Source organism: Christensenella tenuis, assembly GCF_014287795.1.
Classification (GTDB): domain Bacteria; phylum Bacillota; class Clostridia; order Christensenellales; family Christensenellaceae; genus Christensenella; species Christensenella tenuis.
In genome coordinates this window covers 174,045-191,976 of sequence record NZ_JACOON010000001.1, presented here as the reverse complement: position 1 = coordinate 191,976, position 17,932 = coordinate 174,045, and the positions used below count along the sequence as shown (strand labels likewise).

The following is a 17,932-nucleotide window of genomic DNA, read 5'->3' as shown; positions in this document are numbered from 1 at the left end:
ACAGGAGGACAATGTCATGCAAAATTTTTCTTTCAACGGAAAAGGTACGATGAACGGCGGAGAATATTCTACAGTTATTATTGACGGAATTGCGGAATGCACAGGCGGCCTGAAGGCGGAGCATCTTGATATTGACGGGATTTTTAAATGTGCCGGAGCAGTAAAGGCGGATGTAATCGAATGTGATGGCGTCGCCGAATTCAGCTCGGAAGTAACGGCCAAAAAATTTTCTGTAGACGGTGTCGTAAAAATGAAACGTCTGGGAGCAGATGAAATCAATTGCGATGGACTCATCAAAGCCGAAGGCGAAGTGTCGGCCGATATAGTACGTGTAGACGGCTGTATCAATGCAAAAGAGATTGTGGGCGATCATATCAGCATTAACCCGCGTTCCGGAAAAATTACAGGCTTGTTGACACGCAAGACATCTTGCATCGACCTGATCGAGGCAACAACCATTCATCTGCGGGGGGTTAGCGCGCAAACAGTAAGTGGAAAAGATATTACAATCGGGCCCCATTGCAAAATCAAAACGGTCGATTGCAATGGTACACTTTCCATCGATAAGAAAGCAAAGGTAGAGAATATCACCGGGGAATATTCCCTGAAATAGGACCGAGTGCGCAAAAATAACCGGTTTCCATGAAATTTATGGAAACCGGTTTTAGGTTCAAAGCCTTTTGAATGTTTCTCTTCCCGCATACATTGCCGCATCCCCAAGTGCCTCTTCAATACGCATCAGACGATTATATTTTGCAGTGCGGTCCGTTCGCGCAGGCGCACCAGCTTTCAACTGTCCTGTACCTGCCGCGACTGCAATATCCGCAATGCTGGTGTCTTCCGTTTCCCCTGAACGATGGGAAATGATCGCTGTATACCCGGCAGATCGCGCCATCTCGATCGCTTCAAACGTTTCGGTCAGAGTTCCAATCTGGTTGACTTTAATCAAAATAGAATTTGCCGCATGCTCCTTAATCCCCTTCTCAAGACGCTGCGTATTGGTAACAAATAAGTCGTCCCCTACAAGCTGAATAGGTACTTCCTGGGTCAGCCTTGTCCATCCTGTCCAATCGCGGTCGGCGAGGCCATCCTCAATCGAAAGAATAGGAAATTCATCTGCCAGCTTTTTCAAATGATCGATCAATGCGCCTGTATCCATCCGTTGCTTCCGTTTCGAAAGTATATACTCTCCGTCGGTATACCATTCGCTCGCGGCCGCGTCAAGCGCGATACCAATTTCATCGGTTGTATATCCCGCTGTTTCAATGGCCTCAATAATCGTATGAATAGCTGCTTCGTCACTTTCAAGATCCGGCGCAAAGCCCCCTTCGTCCCCTACGGCGGTTGAAAGCCCCTGCTTTTTTAAAAGTTTTCCCAAAGTATGATAAACCTCAACGCCCCAGCGAAGTGCTTCATGGAAGCTTGGCGCGCCAAAAGGAACAATCATAAATTCTTGAATATCAACAATATTGGAAGCATGTTTTCCACCGTTCAGGATATTCATCATGGGCACGGGCAGAACCCGGGCCATAGCCCCTCCGAGATAGCGGTAGAGGGGAACTTGCATTGCAGTGGCTGCAGCGCGGGCATTGGCGAGCGATACCGCCAGAATGGCGTTTGCGCCAAGGACTTCCTTATTTTTCGTACCATCGGCTTCAATCATGGCGTGATCAACAAGAACTTGCTTCGATGCATCCATGCCAATTAGAACAGGCGATATTTTTTCATCAATATTACGCACAGCGTTGAGGACTCCTTTTCCTTCAAACCGCGTTTCATCCCCATCGCGCAGTTCATGCGCTTCAAATATCCCGGTAGATGCACCTGAAGGAACGCTCGCCTTTCCTACAGCGCCGCATACAAGTTTAACCTCAGCCTCGACTGTCGGGTTTCCACGGGAATCCAGCACTTCACGGCCATATATGGAACTAATTTCAAATCCTGATTTCATCTTCTGCACTTCCTTTTTTTATTCTAAAAATAGATAAACACAAGTGGAATTCTTTATTCCCTTTTTTCAGTTGAAACTCCCTTTCACACGCTGCAAATTGTCCTGCTAAACAAAATATTTTAAATCAAGATGGCAAAATTAGGGTTTACAAGAGATAGCGATTATGATATTATAATACACGAAAATTAGATATTGTTTTCCTGGGGTGTGCGTTACGCTTTGTATTTTAAACCCACATTCTAAATTCGGGAATCTGGGTTTTGCAGCGGTGAGCAAGTCTGTTACGTGCAGAAAGCCTGAAGCTACGAACAGGATACCCACCTGCCGTGAGGCGGGTTTTAGAAGCAAGGCGGACGGCACTTTGGGGTAATTTTAAAAAGATAGCGGAATTGTGTAATGGTAGCACAAACGACTCTGACTCGTTTAGTTAAGGTTCGAGCCCTTATTCCGCTGCCACAACGGAACAGAAAATTTTGTTCCGTTTTTCTTTTGCCAAAATTTCCTTTTCGTCTTTTTCCCTTTTACGCGCTCGCGCCTCCCCTGCTTTCAATCGTTTTGGCTTCTTCCACGCACGAATGGCAGTACTTAACAAGATAGTATCTATTTAATATTATATACCTTTCTTAGATTGTATTATTTACTATTCTGTGATATAGTTGTTCAATCAAATAATTGTTTTGGAGGCTGTATGAAAAATCTATTTTGTCGTGCTATTTCTGTGGTATTGGTTACTCTTTTGGCTCTTCCTCTGTTTGTGGGGTGCTCCATAGGCACACAGCTTCCAAAACTCGATCCTTCTAATCCGGTATCCCTTGAATTGTGGCACTACTATAACGGTCCCCAAAAGGTTGCATTTGACGAAATGGTTGCCGAGTTCAATAATACGGTTGGCCTCGAAAAAGGGATTATCGTGGAGGCTTTTAACCAAGGAAGCACAAATGACCTGTTGACTAAGGTGGTCGATGCCGCTAATAAAAAAGTGGGCGCAGACGATATTCCAGATATTTTTGCGGCTTATTCAGACACCGCATATGAAATTGACCAACTAGGGTTGGTGGCTGATCTCGATCCATATTTTACAAAGGACGAACTCGCCGAATATGTTCCCTCTTATATTGAAGAAGGCCGTTTTGACAAAGAGGATTCTCTGAAAATTTTTCCCATTGCAAAATCTACGGAAGTGATGATGCTCAATAAGACAGATTGGGACAAATTTGCCCAGGCAACCGGCGCGACCACAAACGACCTCGCAACGATTGAAGGTGTTACGGAAACCGCAAAAAAATATTATGAATGGACTGACAGCCTCACAGAAACACCGGACGATGGCAAAACTTTTTTCGGACGTGATGCGGTCGCCAATTATATCATCAGTGGTATGCAGCAGCTGGGCTCAACCATCTTCGATGTAACCGACGGTGAAGTTTCTTTCCAGCTCACTGAGAGCGCCTTGCGAAAAATATGGGATAATTATTACGTCCCTTATATCAATGGATATTTCGGAGCGTATGGAAAATTCCGCTCTGACGATGCAAAAACAGGCGATTTAATTGCACTTGTATGTTCTACGACAGGCTCGGCCTATTTCCCAACGGAAGTAACCGTTAATGACAATGAAAGCTATCCGATTGAGTCTCTAACCCTGCCCGCGCCTTGTTTTGAAGGCGCCGAACGTTACAGCATACAGCAGGGAGCCGGCATGGTCGTGACAAAATCCGACGCTAAAACGGAATATGCCGCAGCAGAGTTTTTGAAATGGTTTACCGATACTCAGCGCAATCTGGATTTCACAGTGGAATCAGGATATCTTCCCGTAAAGAAATCTGCAAACGATACGGATCTTGTAAAAAAAACATTTGAACAGGCGGATGGAATTTCTTCTGCACTTGAAGACTCCGTTCTTGTTTCTATCGACGAAGTGAATCAGGATATTCTCTATACCAATAAAGCCTTTCAGAATGGATTCAATGCAAGAAATGTATTGGAATATTCCCTTTCCGACAAGGCTCAGGCCGATTATGAAACGATCTTGACAGATATTTCAAACGGTATCTCCCGGACAGATGCCGTAGCTAAATTCGATACGGATGAAAATTTTTCTTCTTGGGTATCGGAGCTCACTTCCTCTTTAGAAGAAACACAGAAATAACCGGAGTGAAATAAGATGCACAAGCGAATGAAAGATAAGTCTATTATGCATAAATTTATGATCCCAATTTTGGCGATCATGTTGGCGCAGACTGTTCTTTTCGCTTGTATTTTCTTATTTAGCGGTACAGTAAGCCGCCTGAATGACAACTCATTTGATATTTTAACGGAACGGACGCAAAGCCGGAAAAATTATTTGCAAAATGAAATGATCCAGAAATGGTCCAATCTGGATTCAGCCGAAGCATCTATTAATACTGCTGTAGATGAGCTCCTTGCAATTCATAAGCGTTCATCCGCACAGTTTGACCAAGAAACAGGAACGGCAATTTTAAATGCCATATCAGGTGATCTGATTACTCTCCTGCGCGAGCATGCCGTTACTGAAGCTTTTGTTATTTTAGATGGCAGCGGAAACAGTGCAACAAAGCAGGGCCTTTATCTTCGTGACCTTGACCCAACAACCAATTCCGACGACAACTCCGATCTTCAGGTGGAGCGTGCCCCATCTTCTGTAACAAAGAAGCTCGGCATTTCCCTTGCAAGCACATGGTCATCTAATTTTGAACTTTCCGCCGCAGACGAAAACAGTAAATTTTATTATCTCCCCTTAAATGCTGCTTCCGATTATCCCGATGCTTTGTCCAGTGACCTTGGCTATTGGAGTCATCCGTTTTCCCTGTCTCCCGATTTTGGCAGTTCTATTGTGACGTACACAATTCCGCTGCGTACTTCTGACGGTACGGCGTATGGTGTTCTTGGCACGGGAATTACGACGGATTATCTTGCCGGTTTTCTCCCCTATAGTGAAATTGATATCAATAAAAAAGGTGCTTATCTGCTAGGCATCCGCGAGGATGAATCCAGCGATCTCACCCCAATCGTAACCAGCGGACTTATGGCAAAAATGTATATCGGTACTTCCGAAACAGCTTCCTTAGTCCCTTACGCTTCCTATGACAATATTTATACGTTGGAAAAAAACGACCGTATCACCGATGATGTGTATGTAAGTACACAAGCGTTGCGGCTGTATAATACCAACACTCCCTTTGAAGACGAACAATGGATTCTCTCCGGCATCATTGAAGGCAAATATCTTCTTGATTCTTCTTCTCACGTAATTGTAATGGTATTAGTTTCATTTATCATTTCAATTTTATTCGGCATCATTTCCGCTGTGATCGTTGGCAAAGTGCTTACCGCGCCGATTTCCATACTAGGCCGTGTACTCCGTGCAAGTACGGCCGAAACGCCGCTTCATTTTCCCAAGACACATATTACGGAAATTGATAGTTTAGCTGACGCTGTTCAGATTTTAAACCGTGATGTCGAACGGACGGCTTCCCGTTTTTCGCAGATCATCCAAGCCGCTGATATTTCAATGGGTGCTTATGAGTATAACCCCATCACAAACCAAGTACTTATCAGCGGAAAATTTCTTTCCCTTTTTGGGCTTTCGGAACGTACGCACATGTCGAGCGAGGAGTTTGGTGCCCAGTTAAAGCTCTTCTCTGCCGCCCGTGAAGAAACCCCGGACCGCAACACATATATCTACAAAATCCCAACCAAGGATGGCGGAATGCGTTGGCTGCGCCTTCGCCTGATCGGGGATGACAAACCTTATATGGGTGTGCTTTCAGATGTCACGCGGGAACTCCTTGAAAAACGCAAAATCGAATACGAGCGCGATTATGACGCCCTGACAAACCTTCTGAACCGCAGGGCTTTTCATGCCGCTATGAAGGATATATTCGCCCATTCTGAGAAATTAAAAGTTGCCGCATTTATGATGTGGGATCTGGATAATCTGAAATATATTAACGATACGTATGGTCATGATTACGGTGACGAATATATCCGCAGTACAGCGAATGTATTGAAGCGCTTTATTCCATATAATAACGCCATTGTCTCCCGAATATCCGGTGATGAATTCTACGTTTTCCTTTACGGATACGACAATAAGAACTCGGCAATGGACATTATTCGCTCCATCAAGGCAGAAATGGATACAGAACCGTTCCAGCTTACGCCAAAAAAGCAGACAAGGCTGCGGGCCTCTGTCGGTATCGCTTGGTATCCGGACGATGCGGTAAATTATTTCGATCTGATTAAATATGCAGATTTCGCAATGTATACCGTCAAACATACGGAAAAAGGCCAAATTGCAGAATTTGACAGCAATCTTTACCACCGGGATTCTTTCCTGCTCCACAGCAAGGAAGAGCTCAACAAGCTGATTGAAGAGGAATCTGTTCAATATGTATTCCAGCCGATCATAGATGCGCATACTGGGGAAATTTTCGCTTACGAAGCGCTTATGCGGCCTATTTCTGCTCATCTCGCGACGCCTACGGATGTTTTACGTATTGCAGAAACACAGTCCAGGCTGCGGCAAATTGAGAAGCTGACTTTATTTAAATCAGTACGGACTTACCTTAACTATCCCGATATTGTGGCAGGCCGTAAGTTATTTATCAACACCCTGCCCGGCCAGATGATTTCAGGTAGGGAGGTCAAGGAGTTTGAATATGAATTCGGCGGTATTCTAGATCAACTTGTATTTGAATTTATGGAAACAGAAAAACTGGATAACGAGTTCACACAGGATAAGCTAGATTATTACGCAAAATGGAACTGCCAAATTGCACTCGATGATTACGGTACAGGCTATAATAATGATTCGATCCTGCTTCTTTTGCATCCTGATTATGTTAAAATCGATATGTCGATCGTGCGTAATATCGATACCGACCGGAATAGGCAGATTATGCTTCAAAACCTGTTGTCTTATTTAAAATACCAGCAAATTAGTGTGATTGCTGAGGGTGTTGAAACATCTGCCGAAATGAATACGCTGATTTCTTATGGTATTGATTATTTGCAGGGATACTATGTTGGAATGCCCGAAGCAGTTCCGGCCCGAAACAGCATCCGGTCTGTGGAAATCCGTTCCTGCCAGAGTGGCCTTGATACATAAAAATTTCTGTATTTGCCCGCAAAGATAAATGATAATGACGTGCCCGCTTCATACGGTATACTTGCAGCTGCAAAACATCAAAGGGAATTTCTTTCGCTGTTTTTACCGAACCAATATGAAAGACAAATATTTTCTAGTTCTTCTGCTTTCACGCCGCCAATCACCCAAAGTTTCCATAGGCTCTGAAACGAGACCGCTTTTTCTGTTCAAACCGCTTTTCTCCGATCATCTGCAACAGCATCAGCAACAGGCATAGAAACGCATAGGCGCTATAAAAAATCCATGACAGCGGCGTAACCCTGTTAAGGATGATTTCCGGATTGTACATAATTCGTGTCTGATCCAATAGCACTCCCATAAGCAAAACCGCAATACACCAGAATATAGCAAGCACAAAGCTTCGGTCGCGGTAATCAAAACGATAAATTGAAAATGCGCTGCGGCCCTTTAAAGTATATCCGCGACATTTCATGGAATCCGACGTTTCTATCATATTTTCCATTGTCCACGTTACAACGATGGAGGCGATGCGTAAAAAATTACGGATCCTCCTGAAAAAGTTTCCCTGTCCTGTGCCTCTACCAATCGCCCTTTGGGCTACATTGATTTTATGGGCACGTTCCTTGATCCGTGGAACCATGCGCAGTAAAATAGAAAGGAACAGCGATAGCCGTGGTGAAATACGGCCAAACAGGTAAACTACCTTATCGCTCGACACGACGGCATTCATGCAGGAAAACCATATGAGAACACTTGCGATCGTAACACCAATCACCAGCCCCGTCACAAGGGATTCTAGGGTAATCATATTCCCGATAAAATTAACAGCAAGATTTGTCACCCCAAAGTGATTATATCCCGAATAAAAGAGAGCAAACAGAATTATACACGGTATCAAAACCAGATTAAATATAACCGCTTTTTTCCCGTTTAGCTTTACCGAATAGAGAAAAAAGCAAATATACCCGATTGCTAAAAAAACAGGTTGGTTAAACGCAATCGCTGCGGTAATCACCACTCCAAAAAATATAAAGTTGATTGCCGGATGATAGGAATCAAACCTCATTGCGTGGAATCCTCCATCATGCCATACTTTATCTTTACCCGGTCAAGCTTCTCGAACATAGGTTGGGAAACAAGCAGCAGTGTCAGGACCGTAGCCGCAGCATGTACGGCATTAACGGGCAGCCCTGAAAGGTAAACCGCAGCGGCACCTTCCGGCGTAACGGCCGAACCCATGGTAAATAAAGCGCAGATATCCAAAAGTGGCCCTACGACAAGCATCACGATAACTCCCCCCAATGCACAGGGGAAGCTTTTCCTTTTTGAGCAGTCCTTTTTGGTATAGCAATCCGGCTAAAAATCCGCAATCCCCAAGGCAAACATTTGCCACTGCGTCCATGGTCCCTGTCCAAAAATAAAATTCGAAACGAATTCGGATATAGTGCCTGCCAGGAAGCCTGATTCCGTACCAAATGCAATTCCAGTAATGATAATAATTGCTGTCATCGGCTTGAAGTGAGGTAGCCAGATAAAAATTGCCCGTGAGGTAATGGCGATTCCGCACATCACGGCCAGAATAACAAGTTCTCTTGCCTGCGGCTTTCGTTTTCAAAAATAAGGAAGAACGGTATCATCGTATAAACAATAATCAGCAGGCTGGTAATTAATATAGTAATTGCGGTCTCCATATCGCCACCCTAATCAAATTATAAATGGATTTATATAAAAATAATGAAAACGGCAAAACAGTACGCTTGAAAAGCTTTCTCTTGCATACCGGCCCTTTTGTTTTTTCTTTATCCGGTTTGATCCTGTATTCTTTGCCTATATCAATCCTCCGTTTGAATCTGCAGCACTTTTTCGCAGCACCTTTTTGCATCCGCAAGATATTCTTCCGGCGGAATCGGCGGTGCCTGATATTCATGTGCCGGATCCTTATCGAATTTTTCCATATCAATTGGATAGCAGGACTCAAGCATCAAAGAACCGCCAAATCCTGTTTTTTCAATCGTCCGCTTAAATGCCATCCAATCAATGGTTCCGCTGTAAGGCAACAGATGTTCGTCACTCGTTCCATGGTTATCATGTACGTGCAGGGCAAATATCCGGTCTTGGTATCTTTCCAGCAGTTCAAAATCATTCGGTATTGTTACATGATTATGCCCTGTATCAAAACAAATCCCCACATAAGGATTTGCGTTTAAATGATCGACGATATGCATAAAGCCTTTCCTGTCCGGAAGATTTTCTATTGCAAGCCTAATCTGCTTTTCAGCACTTTGGCCTGCAATACGCTCCATGCGTGCAGAGAACACCTCCCAAATTCCATTTTCCGGTACAAACCGTTCAAACGGATGCATTACCACTGTCCCGATTCCGCTTTCTGCCGCTTCCGAAACCCCTTTGCAATACTGTTCGCATAAAGTATCGCCATCCATTCCCGGCCGCCATAACTCGTCACAGCCATCATAGGGTAAATGAGTATGCTCCAGATAAAGTCCGGCAGCCAGCGCCTGTGAAAAATGCTCCTCTTTCCGGCCGTCGATTTCGACGAACATATCGTCCCACCACGTGCAAATTGTGTCAAATCCCGCTTCTTTTATTAAGCGTAGTTTTTCTGGAAATGGAATGACAAAACCAAACCAGGTGTAAATTCCACATTTTTCCATCTTCATTTGTTCATTTTTCACAGTTCAATCACCTCCTCGTTGGTCATGGCTTTTTTGAATATGTGGCGACTCATCCGGTTTATACTTCTCAACTTTTCCCCATTGACGAGCACTTTGCCCCGGTAAGGCTCGCGGACATTACAGATTGCTTTAAGCATAGTGGATTTCCCTGTTCCATTGCCGCCTACCACTGCAAAAAAGATGCTTGGGGGACGTCCATACTTACTTGAGTACGTCTGGTAAATCTTTCTCATACTGGAACCAAACCTCCTACAGCGAAAGAACAGCATGTTTGCCCGCTGCTTCCACCAGTGCTCCAGAATCTGGCAGGTTATCTTCAGTAAGTTCGCGCCCCGCCATTTCTTTCGACAGCCAATTTCACCCTTCTCTCACCGTAAGCGGTATATATTATTGCTCCTAAAAGTATCATTTCCGAGCACTCGTCTGATGCAACGAACCACGACATAGCAATTGCACATACAAAAAACCTGCAAGTGTATTTTTGCAGGTTTTAAGCGCAGTATCAATCTCTGCGGAGTGGTGGGACTAGCTGGACTCGAACCAGTGACCCCCTCGATGTCAACGAGGTACTCTAACCATCTGAGCTATAGTCCCACATTTTTCTTTCTTGTTCTTGCCGAATGCACCCAGACCTTTGCCTTTTTAAAAACAAGTCCATTTTGTTACCTTTATTATTATACATAAATCCATATAAAATTCAAGCGTTCCTTTCGAAAGATTTTCCCATATGGTATAATAATCTTGGAGGGACTGTTTTTATGAAAGTAAAACCCAAGCAGACTATGGCGCATAACAAGTTATTACTGCTCTATTTTCTTGAAAAAAGCGGTATGGCGCTTTCGGAATTACAGCTTGTCCGCACTATGACCGAACTTTCGTTCATGGGATATTTTGATCTCAAAGAATGTATTTTTGAATTGGAGCAGGGAGGACATATTTATTCAAAATCCACTCCGCAAAATACGGTGTATGGAATTACGGAAGCCGGAAGAAATATGCTCAATGTACTGGTCAGCGATCTTCGTCTTTCCTTCCGGGAAACGGTTGATGCTTACCTGAAAGAACACCGCAGTGAATTGGAATTGGAGTCCCAGCTCGTTGGTGAATATATTAAACTTGCCCAAAATGAATACCGAGTCATCCTGAAAGTTTTAGAGCATGACCGCACAATTTTTGAAATCAACAGTATTGTATACTCCAAAACTGAAGCACAGAAAATTGTGGATAATTGGCGTAAAAATGCCGTCAGTATTTATAAGGACGTGGTCCTTCGTCTAGGTTAGGGTAGCTGCCGGAGGACATCCGCAGCAAGATAAAAAGAGCCGCATACAATTAGTATGCCTTTTTTTTGCTCTGTCAGGCGTTGGGCTTCCTGGAATGCATACTCCGGGTCTTCTATGGCCACGCTTTTATCAAAATACAAAGCCAACTCCTTTGCGGGAAGCCCTCTTCTTTTTTCGGCGCATGTGCAAACGACACGGTTGGCAAAGCTGCCGATGCCCGCGGCAATATGTTCCACATCTTTGTCGCGCATAACGGCGGCAAGCGCTGTGATATCTTCGTGCGGATAATGCCGTCTGACCGTCTGCGCAAGCTCCTCAATCGCCGCAGGATTATGCGCCCCATCGATGACAAGCTTTCCATCTGCCTGCACCCTGGCCGGAATAACCGTCTCTTCAAGCCCACTGCGAATAGAACGCTCGCTGAAACCAAGCTCGACGGCCGCCATCAATGCGACGCACGCATTTTCCACCTGCATTGGAGAGATGGCCCGTATCCGGAGGTTTTTATAGCGCTTTCCTTCGTAAGCAAAATCAAATCTTTGTCCGGAAATCGTGCTTTCTTTTACATTGACCTTGTTTTCATCAAGCACAATCAGCCGAGCGTTCTTCCCTTTGCACGTTTGCCTGATTACACGCATTGCCTCTTCTTTCTGCGGATGGGAAATCACAGTGGACCCCCGTTTGATAATACCGCATTTTTCACGTGCAATCTCCGTCAGCGTATTCCCGAGAATCGACATATGATCATAGCTGATGGGCGTTAAAACCTGCATCTCCGAAGGCACGGTATTGGTTGGATCAAGGCGGCCCCCAAGTCCCGTTTCGATTACGGCATATTTTACGTTCTGGTCTTCAAACCATGCAAGCGCGGCGTGTGTCCAAACGCAAAAGAGGTGCATTTCTCCGTCACCTCTTATACGCTGCATATATTCATCATATTCCGTTTTGGAAATCATTTCCCCGTCAATCTTCATTCGTTCGCGCGGGGAAATGATGTGGGGCGAAGTAAACAAGCCGCAGGAATGCTCCTTTGAAATGATTCCGGCAATATATTGCGCCGTGGAGCCCTTGGCGTTTGTCCCCGCCAGATGCACATATTGCATGCCTAGTTCATATCCTCCATAAACGCAATGCGTTCGGAGAGTTTCCCGCGCATTTCAAGATAAGTATCCAGCTTAGCGCGTTCTTCTTCCACAACTTTTGCGGGCGCTTTCTCGGTAAATCCCTTATTGTTCAACTTGCTTTCCGCCCGCCTTATCTCCCCTTCGTTTTTCTCCGCTTCCTTTTTCAGGCGCGCCAGTTCTTTTTCCACGTCGATGAGCTCTGCAAGCGGCATAAACGCTTCACCCACCGCGCATACTGCTGAAACGCTGTTCTGTGGAATCATGGATTTATCTTCGGCTACCGTAACTTCGCTTGCATAAGCAAGGCGTTTCAAATATTCAGCGCAGGCTTCTATCGCGTCTGCATGCTTTGTAAGCACAGTAATTTTTGCTTTTACGCTCGGCGGGACATTCATCTCCGCACGTACATTCCGAATGGAACGAATCAGATCCATTACGCCATTCATCATGTCCGCCTGTTCCCTTCCGCCTTCGTATGACGGTCTCGGCCACGGCCCAAGCATGATCGTTTCTGCCGCGCCGGGCAGGCTCGTATAAATTTCCTCTGTAATAAAGGGCATAAACGGATGCAGTAGTTTGAGCGTGTTTTCAAGCACATATACAAGCACACTGATCGTCGCTGCCTTCACTTCTTCATCGTCACCATACAGGCGCGGTTTTGCCATTTCAATATACCAATCGCATAGCTCGCTCCATGAAAAGTCATATATTTTCTGCGCCGCAAGGCCAAGATCATATTTTTCAATATTATCTGTACATTCACGGATTGCTTCGTTCAGTTTTGCAAGAATCCAACGATCCGCAATATCGAGTTTCTTTTCATCAACCGGAGCCACTTCGCCGTCGCCGATATTCATCAGTACAAAACGTGATGCATTCCATATTTTGTTCGCAAAATTGCGGGCAGCTTCCACTTTTTCCCAATAAAAACGCATATCATTCCCCGGACTGTTGCCTACCGCAAGGGAAAACCGCAGTGCATCCGCACCATATTTCCCAATCACTTCAAGCGGATCAATTCCGTTGCCAAGAGATTTTGACATCTTGCGTCCTTCGCTGTCCCGCACGATGCCATGGATATCTACCGTATGGAACGGTACATCTCCCATGATTTCAATACCGAAAATAATCATTCTGGCAACCCAGAAGAAAATAATGTCATATCCGGTTACGAGTACATCCGTCGGGTAGAAATAGTCGAGTTCCGGTGTTTTCTCCGGCCAGCCAAGCGTCGAAAAAGGCCATAATCCGGAAGAAAACCACGTATCAAGCACGTCTTCATCCTGAATCAATTCCGTATGACCGCATTCCGGACACACGGAGGGTTCTTCCACCGCCACGATGAGCTTTCCGCAGGCTTTACATGTATAGGCCGGAATCCGGTGTCCCCACCATAACTGGCGGGAGATGCACCAGTCCCGGATGTTATACAGCCAATTAAAATAAATTTTAGAGAAACGTTCAGGGACAAATTTTACCTTGCCTGTTTCCACCGCTTCAATCGCCGGCTGTACAAGCTCTTTCATTTTCACAAACCACTGGCGCGAAATGATCGGCTCGATCACTGTATGACAGCGGTAACAATGTCCGACATTGTGCTTATAATCTTCAATTTCTACGAGCGCGCCGCACGCCTTAAGATCCTCCACAATTTGTTTGCGGGCTTCATCCCTATCCATGCCCGCATACTTTCCGGCGTTTTCCGCCATTGTTCCATCGTCGTTCATCACACGCACGACGGGCAGTTTATGGCGTTCGCCCACTTCATAGTCGTTCGGATCATGTGCGGGCGTAATTTTCACCGCGCCGGTTCCAAATTCCATATCCACATATTCATCTGCCACAACAGGTATCGGCTTATCGAGCAGTGGAAGGATCACATGTTTTCCTACCAAATCTTTGTAGCGTTCGTCCGCCGGATTGACGGCAACAGCCGTATCGCCGAGCATCGTTTCCGGGCGTGTCGTCGCTACGACAATCCCTTCCCCGCCATCTTCCGTACGATACCGCATATGCCAAAGATGGGAATCCTTCTCTTCATATTCCACTTCCGCATCCGAAAGCGCCGTCATGCACTCCGGGCACCAGTTAATAATACGGTTCCCTTGATAAATCAACCCCTTTTCGTATAGGCGGACGAAAACCTCACGCACCGCACGATTACAGCCTTCGTCCATTGTGAAACGCTCGCGTTCCCAGTCAAGCGATGAGCCGAGCTTTTTTAATTGGCGGGTAATCCTGCCGCCGAATTCATCACGCCACTGCCATGCGCGTTCCATGAACTTTTCGCGTCCAAGTTCCTCCTTCGACGTCCCTTCATCGCGCAGCGCATCTACTATCTTTACTTCCGTCGCAATACTGGCGTGATCCGTACCTGGCATCCATAGAGTCGAGTATCCCTGCATACGTTTTGTGCGGATAATTGCATCCTGCATCATATTATCGAGCGCATGGCCCATATGAAGCTGCCCCGTAATATTCGGTGGGGGAATTACAATAGTAAATGGTTTCTTGTTGTGGTCCACCTCTGCGTGGAAGTATCCCTTTTCCAGCCATTTCTGATATAGTTTTTCTTCTGTCTCTTTGGGATCATATGTCTTGCTCAGCTCTTTGCGCATCCTTTTGCCTCCAACCACTCTAAATAAATATCATCAGGAATCCTGCAATCGCAACGCCAAGGCCAACGAACTTCAAAACCAAATCCGTATGCTCATAGCGAAATCTCTTCGCAATATGCTTTGCAGTAAAACTGAAAACAGCCCCTGCCGCAAGCACAACAAGACCAATGACCTGTACGATTGTGATATTTGCAAAAAATTCCATAGTTTCTCCTGTTCACATACTTTTCTATTATAGCGTCAATACCCGATATTATCAAGAGAATCGCTCGATTGTAAAATTTTCATCAAACTGTGTTTTCAGTCGCAATTTAGAGTATAATAATAAATAATATCGCATATTTTGGAGTACATTATGGCTGAAAACAAATATAAGCATCTTATGAACCGTGATTTAAGCTGGCTGAAGTTTAACGAGCGGGTATTGGAAGAAGCTGAGGATCCTTCCAATCCTTTGTTTGAACGGCTTAATTTTATGGCAATCTACCATAGCAACCTGAGCGAATTTCTTATGGTACGTGTAGGCAGCCTGCACGACCGCCTCTTGCTGAAGAAAGATGAGATTGATCCACGTTCCGGCATGACCACACTTGAGCAGCTGCGTACAATCAACCGTAAGATACGGGATCTTACGCCGCGTAAAAACCGTGCTTTGATCGAAATTTTGAGTAAGCTCGAGGAATACCATATTTTTTATAAAGCAGGCGTGCACCTCACCAAGTATGAAGACCGCTTTTTGGAACGTTATTTTGAACGCAACGTGCTTCCATTACTTTCCCCACACATTCTTGATAAGCACCATCCTTTCCCATTTTTACAAAACAATACCGTATATATTGCGGTATTGCTGAAATCAAAGGATGGGAAAACGCAACTTGGTATTATTCCGGCAAGCGGTTATTTCGAACGTTTGCTTCTCCTGCCCAGCAAGTATATAAAATTTACATTGATTGAAGATTTGATCTATCGGTTTGCTTCCAAAGTATTTCCCAAGCATAAGGTGGAGGCGCGCAGTATTTTTTCAATCACGCGCAATGCAGATATCGATGCGGACGAAGCGTTTTTTGATTATGATATGTCCTACCGTGATATTATGGAGATTATCGTCAAAAAACGCAAAAAGCTGGAGCCAGTGCGCCTTGATATCTGCCGCAACCAGAGTGCTGAAATCACCAAACGGCTAATGAAGCATTTGAATCTTACCCAGGATGAAGTATTCTTCAACGAAATGCCTACCGTACTTTCTTTCGTATCTGATTTGAAAGATCAGCTTACAGACGAAAAATACCAAGCTCTTTTTTACCCGCCGTTGATCCCGCAGCCTTCGGGCAAGATCGATTTAAACAGAAAGCTGATCCCGCAAATCCAAAAAAAGGATATTCTTCTTTCCTATCCCTATCAGGACATGAAAGCTTTTGTCCGCCTTCTTGAGGAGGCGGCGGCAAATCCAAGCGTAATGTCTATTAAGATTACTCTATACCGTGTGGCACGCAATTCAAAAGTAATCGACGCCCTGATACGCGCCGCAGAAAATGGAAAAGAAGTCATTACCGTCGTGGAGCTTCGGGCCCGTTTTGATGAGGAAAATAATATCGATTGGTCAAAACGGCTTCAGGAGGCCGGGGCCTCGCTTATTTACGGCATTGAGGATTACAAAGTTCATTCCAAGCTCCTCCTGATCACGATGAAAAAGCGCGATGGCGAACTCGGGTTCATTACGCAGATTGGCACAGGAAACTATAATGAAAATACGGCAAAGCTGTATACGGACTTATCACTGATTACTGCGGATGAAGATATTGCTCTCAACGCGCAGGACGTTTTTAAAAACTTGTGCATGGGGAGCCTTGTGGAAAATTCAGATATCCTGATGGTTTCTCCCTTGACGCTTAAGCAGTCTGTCCTGCGTTACATCGACCAAGAAATCCTGATGGCAAAATCGGGAGCTCCCGCAGAGCTCACTTTCAAGGTAAACTCGTTGAACGATCTCGATATCATCAAAAAGTTAATAGCGGCTTCCGATGCCGGTGTAAAAATACGGATGATTATTCGCGGCATTTGTTGCCTTAATGTGGAGGCTTCAGGCAAAACACGCAATATCGATATATCAAGTATCGTCGGGCGCTATCTTGAGCATTCACGGGTCTATTTATTTGGGCCAAAAGAACGTCAGAAAATCTATATTTCTTCTGCCGATTTCATGTCGCGCAATACAGAACGGCGGGTAGAGGTTGCCGTTCCTATTCTGGATCCCGACTTAAAGCGGGAGATCAACGACTTGATCGACCTCCAATTGAAAGATAATGTCAAGACGCGTCATCAAGTCGGTAAGGGCGTTTACCAAAAACTCCCCGTTCTTAAAGGAGTCCCGCGCATCGACAGCCAAATCGAATTATTCAAGCGCGCTTACCGCGAAGCCGGAACTCCCCTGCCCACCTGGCTGAAAAATAGAAATCTCTGATTAACTACCGATATTTGATTGACAGCAGGCACAAAAAAATAGTAAAGTTATAGTATCAATTTGCAATACTTCTCATGCGGCAGTCCCTTACTTCTGCCGCATCCTTATTGGTAGAAAGAGGCTTTAAGCCTCTTTCTTTGCATCTGCACGCAAACTACTTGACTAGTCAAATAGTTTGCGTTATCCTATTACTTGACTTATCAATTATTCGGGAGGTAATAATGCAAAATACAGAATACGTTGATCGAATCGGACGGTACATTGGCGTCCTGCATCGGTCGGCTCAAAAATATATTAACAGAAGGATGCAGCCTTTTGGCTTTACGTCTTCGGATCATTGGTTCCTCATCCATATTTCAAAAAACGAAGGGATCAACCAGCGCAGTTTAGCCCGTATGCTATCCATTGATGAAGCCGCAGTAACTCGAGCCGTAAAAAAGCTTATAGACGGCGGTTTTGTGCTGCGAAAAAAAGACCCAGAGGACATGCGTTCATTCTCGCTTCATCTCACAAAGCGCGGCCATGAAGCGATTCCTATTCTCATTCAGACATTTCAGGATTGGGATGAGATACTTTTGAAAGGATTTTGCGCGGAAGAATTGATCTCCCTGCGGACCCAATTGAAAAGAATAACGGAAAACGCAGTCGCAGCCGTCGGGGAGGTGCGGTAA

14 protein-coding genes, 2 tRNA genes, 1 other RNA gene and 1 pseudogene are annotated in these 17,932 nt (G+C 45.0%); 8 read left to right on the top strand and 10 right to left on the bottom strand.

The genetic code is table 11. The annotated features are described in order from the left end of the window. Positions 1-16: 16 nt before the first annotated feature. Complete coding sequence (locus H8S18_RS00940; RefSeq protein ID WP_186856441.1) at positions 17-613, top strand: hypothetical protein; 597 nt, start codon at positions 17-19, stop codon at positions 611-613. Between the two features lie 57 nt (positions 614-670). Here H8S18_RS00940 and eno read toward each other — a convergent pair whose 3' ends face one another. Further along, positions 671-1,951 carry a phosphopyruvate hydratase gene (gene eno / locus H8S18_RS00935; protein ID WP_186856440.1) on the bottom strand — a complete coding sequence of 427 codons (1,281 nt, stop codon included), beginning with the start codon at positions 1,949-1,951 and terminating at the stop codon, positions 671-673. A gap of 194 nt (positions 1,952-2,145) precedes the next feature. On the opposite strand from eno, the gene ssrS reads away from it, so the two are divergent. From ssrS to H8S18_RS00915, 4 genes are all read left to right on the top strand, one after another. Beyond that, a non-coding RNA gene (ssrS, locus tag H8S18_RS00930) (6S RNA) lies at positions 2,146-2,323 on the top strand. 10 nt (positions 2,324-2,333) lie between these two features. After that, positions 2,334-2,407: transfer RNA gene (locus H8S18_RS00925), tRNA-Gln, on the top strand. 232 nt (positions 2,408-2,639) lie between these two features. Beyond that, positions 2,640-4,100 carry an extracellular solute-binding protein gene (locus H8S18_RS00920; protein ID WP_186856439.1) on the top strand — a complete coding sequence of 487 codons (1,461 nt, stop codon included), beginning with the start codon at positions 2,640-2,642 and terminating at the stop codon, positions 4,098-4,100. Between the two features lie 27 nt (positions 4,101-4,127). Next, positions 4,128-7,082 (top strand): EAL domain-containing protein, encoded by a 2,955-nt coding sequence (locus H8S18_RS00915; protein WP_186856438.1) that lies wholly within the window; start codon positions 4,128-4,130, stop codon positions 7,080-7,082. Positions 7,083-7,242: 160 nt separating this feature from the next. Here the strand turns inward: H8S18_RS00915 and H8S18_RS00910 are convergent, their stop codons facing one another. The 6 genes and pseudogenes from H8S18_RS00910 to H8S18_RS00885 form a co-directional block, all read right to left on the bottom strand. Continuing rightward, a complete protein-coding gene (locus tag H8S18_RS00910) occupies positions 7,243-8,148 on the bottom strand; it encodes an energy-coupling factor transporter transmembrane component T (RefSeq protein WP_186856437.1) in 906 nt (301 codons plus the stop codon). Continuing rightward, positions 8,145-8,369 carry a hypothetical protein gene (locus H8S18_RS00905; RefSeq protein WP_186856436.1) on the bottom strand — a complete coding sequence of 75 codons (225 nt, stop codon included), beginning with the start codon at positions 8,367-8,369 and terminating at the stop codon, positions 8,145-8,147. The genes H8S18_RS00910 and H8S18_RS00905 overlap by 4 nt, the downstream gene beginning before the upstream one ends. Positions 8,370-8,438: 69 nt before the next feature. After that, positions 8,439-8,666 (bottom strand): annotated as a pseudogene (locus tag H8S18_RS15000) (ECF transporter S component); the annotation flags it as partial. 248 nt (positions 8,667-8,914) lie between these two features. Beyond that, complete coding sequence (locus H8S18_RS00895; RefSeq protein WP_186856434.1) at positions 8,915-9,775, bottom strand: sugar phosphate isomerase/epimerase family protein; 861 nt, start codon at positions 9,773-9,775, stop codon at positions 8,915-8,917. Next, complete coding sequence (locus H8S18_RS00890; RefSeq protein ID WP_186856433.1) at positions 9,772-10,008, bottom strand: ATP-binding cassette domain-containing protein; 237 nt, start codon at positions 10,006-10,008, stop codon at positions 9,772-9,774. The genes H8S18_RS00895 and H8S18_RS00890 overlap by 4 nt, the downstream gene beginning before the upstream one ends. A gap of 284 nt (positions 10,009-10,292) precedes the next feature. Further along, positions 10,293-10,369, bottom strand: a tRNA-Val gene (locus H8S18_RS00885). Positions 10,370-10,533: 164 nt separating this feature from the next. Between H8S18_RS00885 and H8S18_RS00880 the strand changes: the two genes are divergently transcribed. Continuing rightward, a complete protein-coding gene (locus H8S18_RS00880; RefSeq protein WP_186856432.1) occupies positions 10,534-11,058 on the top strand; it encodes a DUF4364 family protein in 525 nt (174 codons plus the stop codon). Here H8S18_RS00880 and H8S18_RS00875 read toward each other — a convergent pair. The 3 genes from H8S18_RS00875 to H8S18_RS00865 are packed head-to-tail and all read right to left on the bottom strand — an operon-like array spanning position 11,055 to position 15,005. Continuing rightward, a complete protein-coding gene (locus H8S18_RS00875) occupies positions 11,055-12,161 on the bottom strand; it encodes a bifunctional folylpolyglutamate synthase/dihydrofolate synthase (RefSeq protein WP_186856431.1) in 1,107 nt (368 codons plus the stop codon). The genes H8S18_RS00880 and H8S18_RS00875 overlap by 4 nt on opposite strands. A gap of 2 nt (positions 12,162-12,163) precedes the next feature. After that, positions 12,164-14,800, bottom strand: a complete 2,637-nt coding sequence (locus H8S18_RS00870) for a valine--tRNA ligase (protein ID WP_186856430.1) — start codon at positions 14,798-14,800, stop codon at positions 12,164-12,166. 19 nt (positions 14,801-14,819) lie between these two features. Next, entirely contained in the window at positions 14,820-15,005 is a 186-nt protein-coding gene (locus H8S18_RS00865; protein ID WP_186856429.1) for a hypothetical protein, read from the bottom strand. Between the two features lie 150 nt (positions 15,006-15,155). On the opposite strand from H8S18_RS00865, the gene ppk1 reads away from it, so the two are divergent. Next, positions 15,156-17,261 carry a polyphosphate kinase 1 gene (gene ppk1, locus H8S18_RS00860; RefSeq protein ID WP_186856428.1) on the top strand — a complete coding sequence of 702 codons (2,106 nt, stop codon included), beginning with the start codon at positions 15,156-15,158 and terminating at the stop codon, positions 17,259-17,261. 221 nt (positions 17,262-17,482) lie between these two features. Further along, complete coding sequence (locus tag H8S18_RS00855; protein ID WP_186856427.1) at positions 17,483-17,932, top strand: MarR family winged helix-turn-helix transcriptional regulator; 450 nt, start codon at positions 17,483-17,485, stop codon at positions 17,930-17,932.

What these genes read in the sequence shown, in the direction of transcription:
- ppk1 (WP_186856428.1), top strand. Translation starts at nt 15,156, where the DNA reads ATGGCTGAAAACAAATATAAGCATCTTATGAACCGTGATTTAAGCTGG.
- H8S18_RS00865 (WP_186856429.1), bottom strand. Translation starts at nt 15,005, where the DNA reads ATGGAATTTTTTGCAAATATCACAATCGTACAGGTCATTGGTCTTGTT.
- H8S18_RS00880 (WP_186856432.1), top strand. Translation starts at nt 10,534, where the DNA reads ATGAAAGTAAAACCCAAGCAGACTATGGCGCATAACAAGTTATTACTG.
- H8S18_RS00855 (WP_186856427.1), top strand. Translation starts at nt 17,483, where the DNA reads ATGCAAAATACAGAATACGTTGATCGAATCGGACGGTACATTGGCGTC.
- H8S18_RS00940 (WP_186856441.1), top strand. Translation starts at nt 17, where the DNA reads ATGCAAAATTTTTCTTTCAACGGAAAAGGTACGATGAACGGCGGAGAA.
- H8S18_RS00920 (WP_186856439.1), top strand. Translation starts at nt 2,640, where the DNA reads ATGAAAAATCTATTTTGTCGTGCTATTTCTGTGGTATTGGTTACTCTT.
- eno (WP_186856440.1), bottom strand. Translation starts at nt 1,951, where the DNA reads ATGAAATCAGGATTTGAAATTAGTTCCATATATGGCCGTGAAGTGCTG.
- H8S18_RS00875 (WP_186856431.1), bottom strand. Translation starts at nt 12,161, where the DNA reads ATGCAATATGTGCATCTGGCGGGGACAAACGCCAAGGGCTCCACGGCG.
- H8S18_RS00890 (WP_186856433.1), bottom strand. Translation starts at nt 10,008, where the DNA reads ATGAGAAAGATTTACCAGACGTACTCAAGTAAGTATGGACGTCCCCCA.
- H8S18_RS00870 (WP_186856430.1), bottom strand. Translation starts at nt 14,800, where the DNA reads ATGCGCAAAGAGCTGAGCAAGACATATGATCCCAAAGAGACAGAAGAA.
- H8S18_RS00915 (WP_186856438.1), top strand. Translation starts at nt 4,128, where the DNA reads ATGAAAGATAAGTCTATTATGCATAAATTTATGATCCCAATTTTGGCG.
- H8S18_RS00910 (WP_186856437.1), bottom strand. Translation starts at nt 8,148, where the DNA reads ATGAGGTTTGATTCCTATCATCCGGCAATCAACTTTATATTTTTTGGA.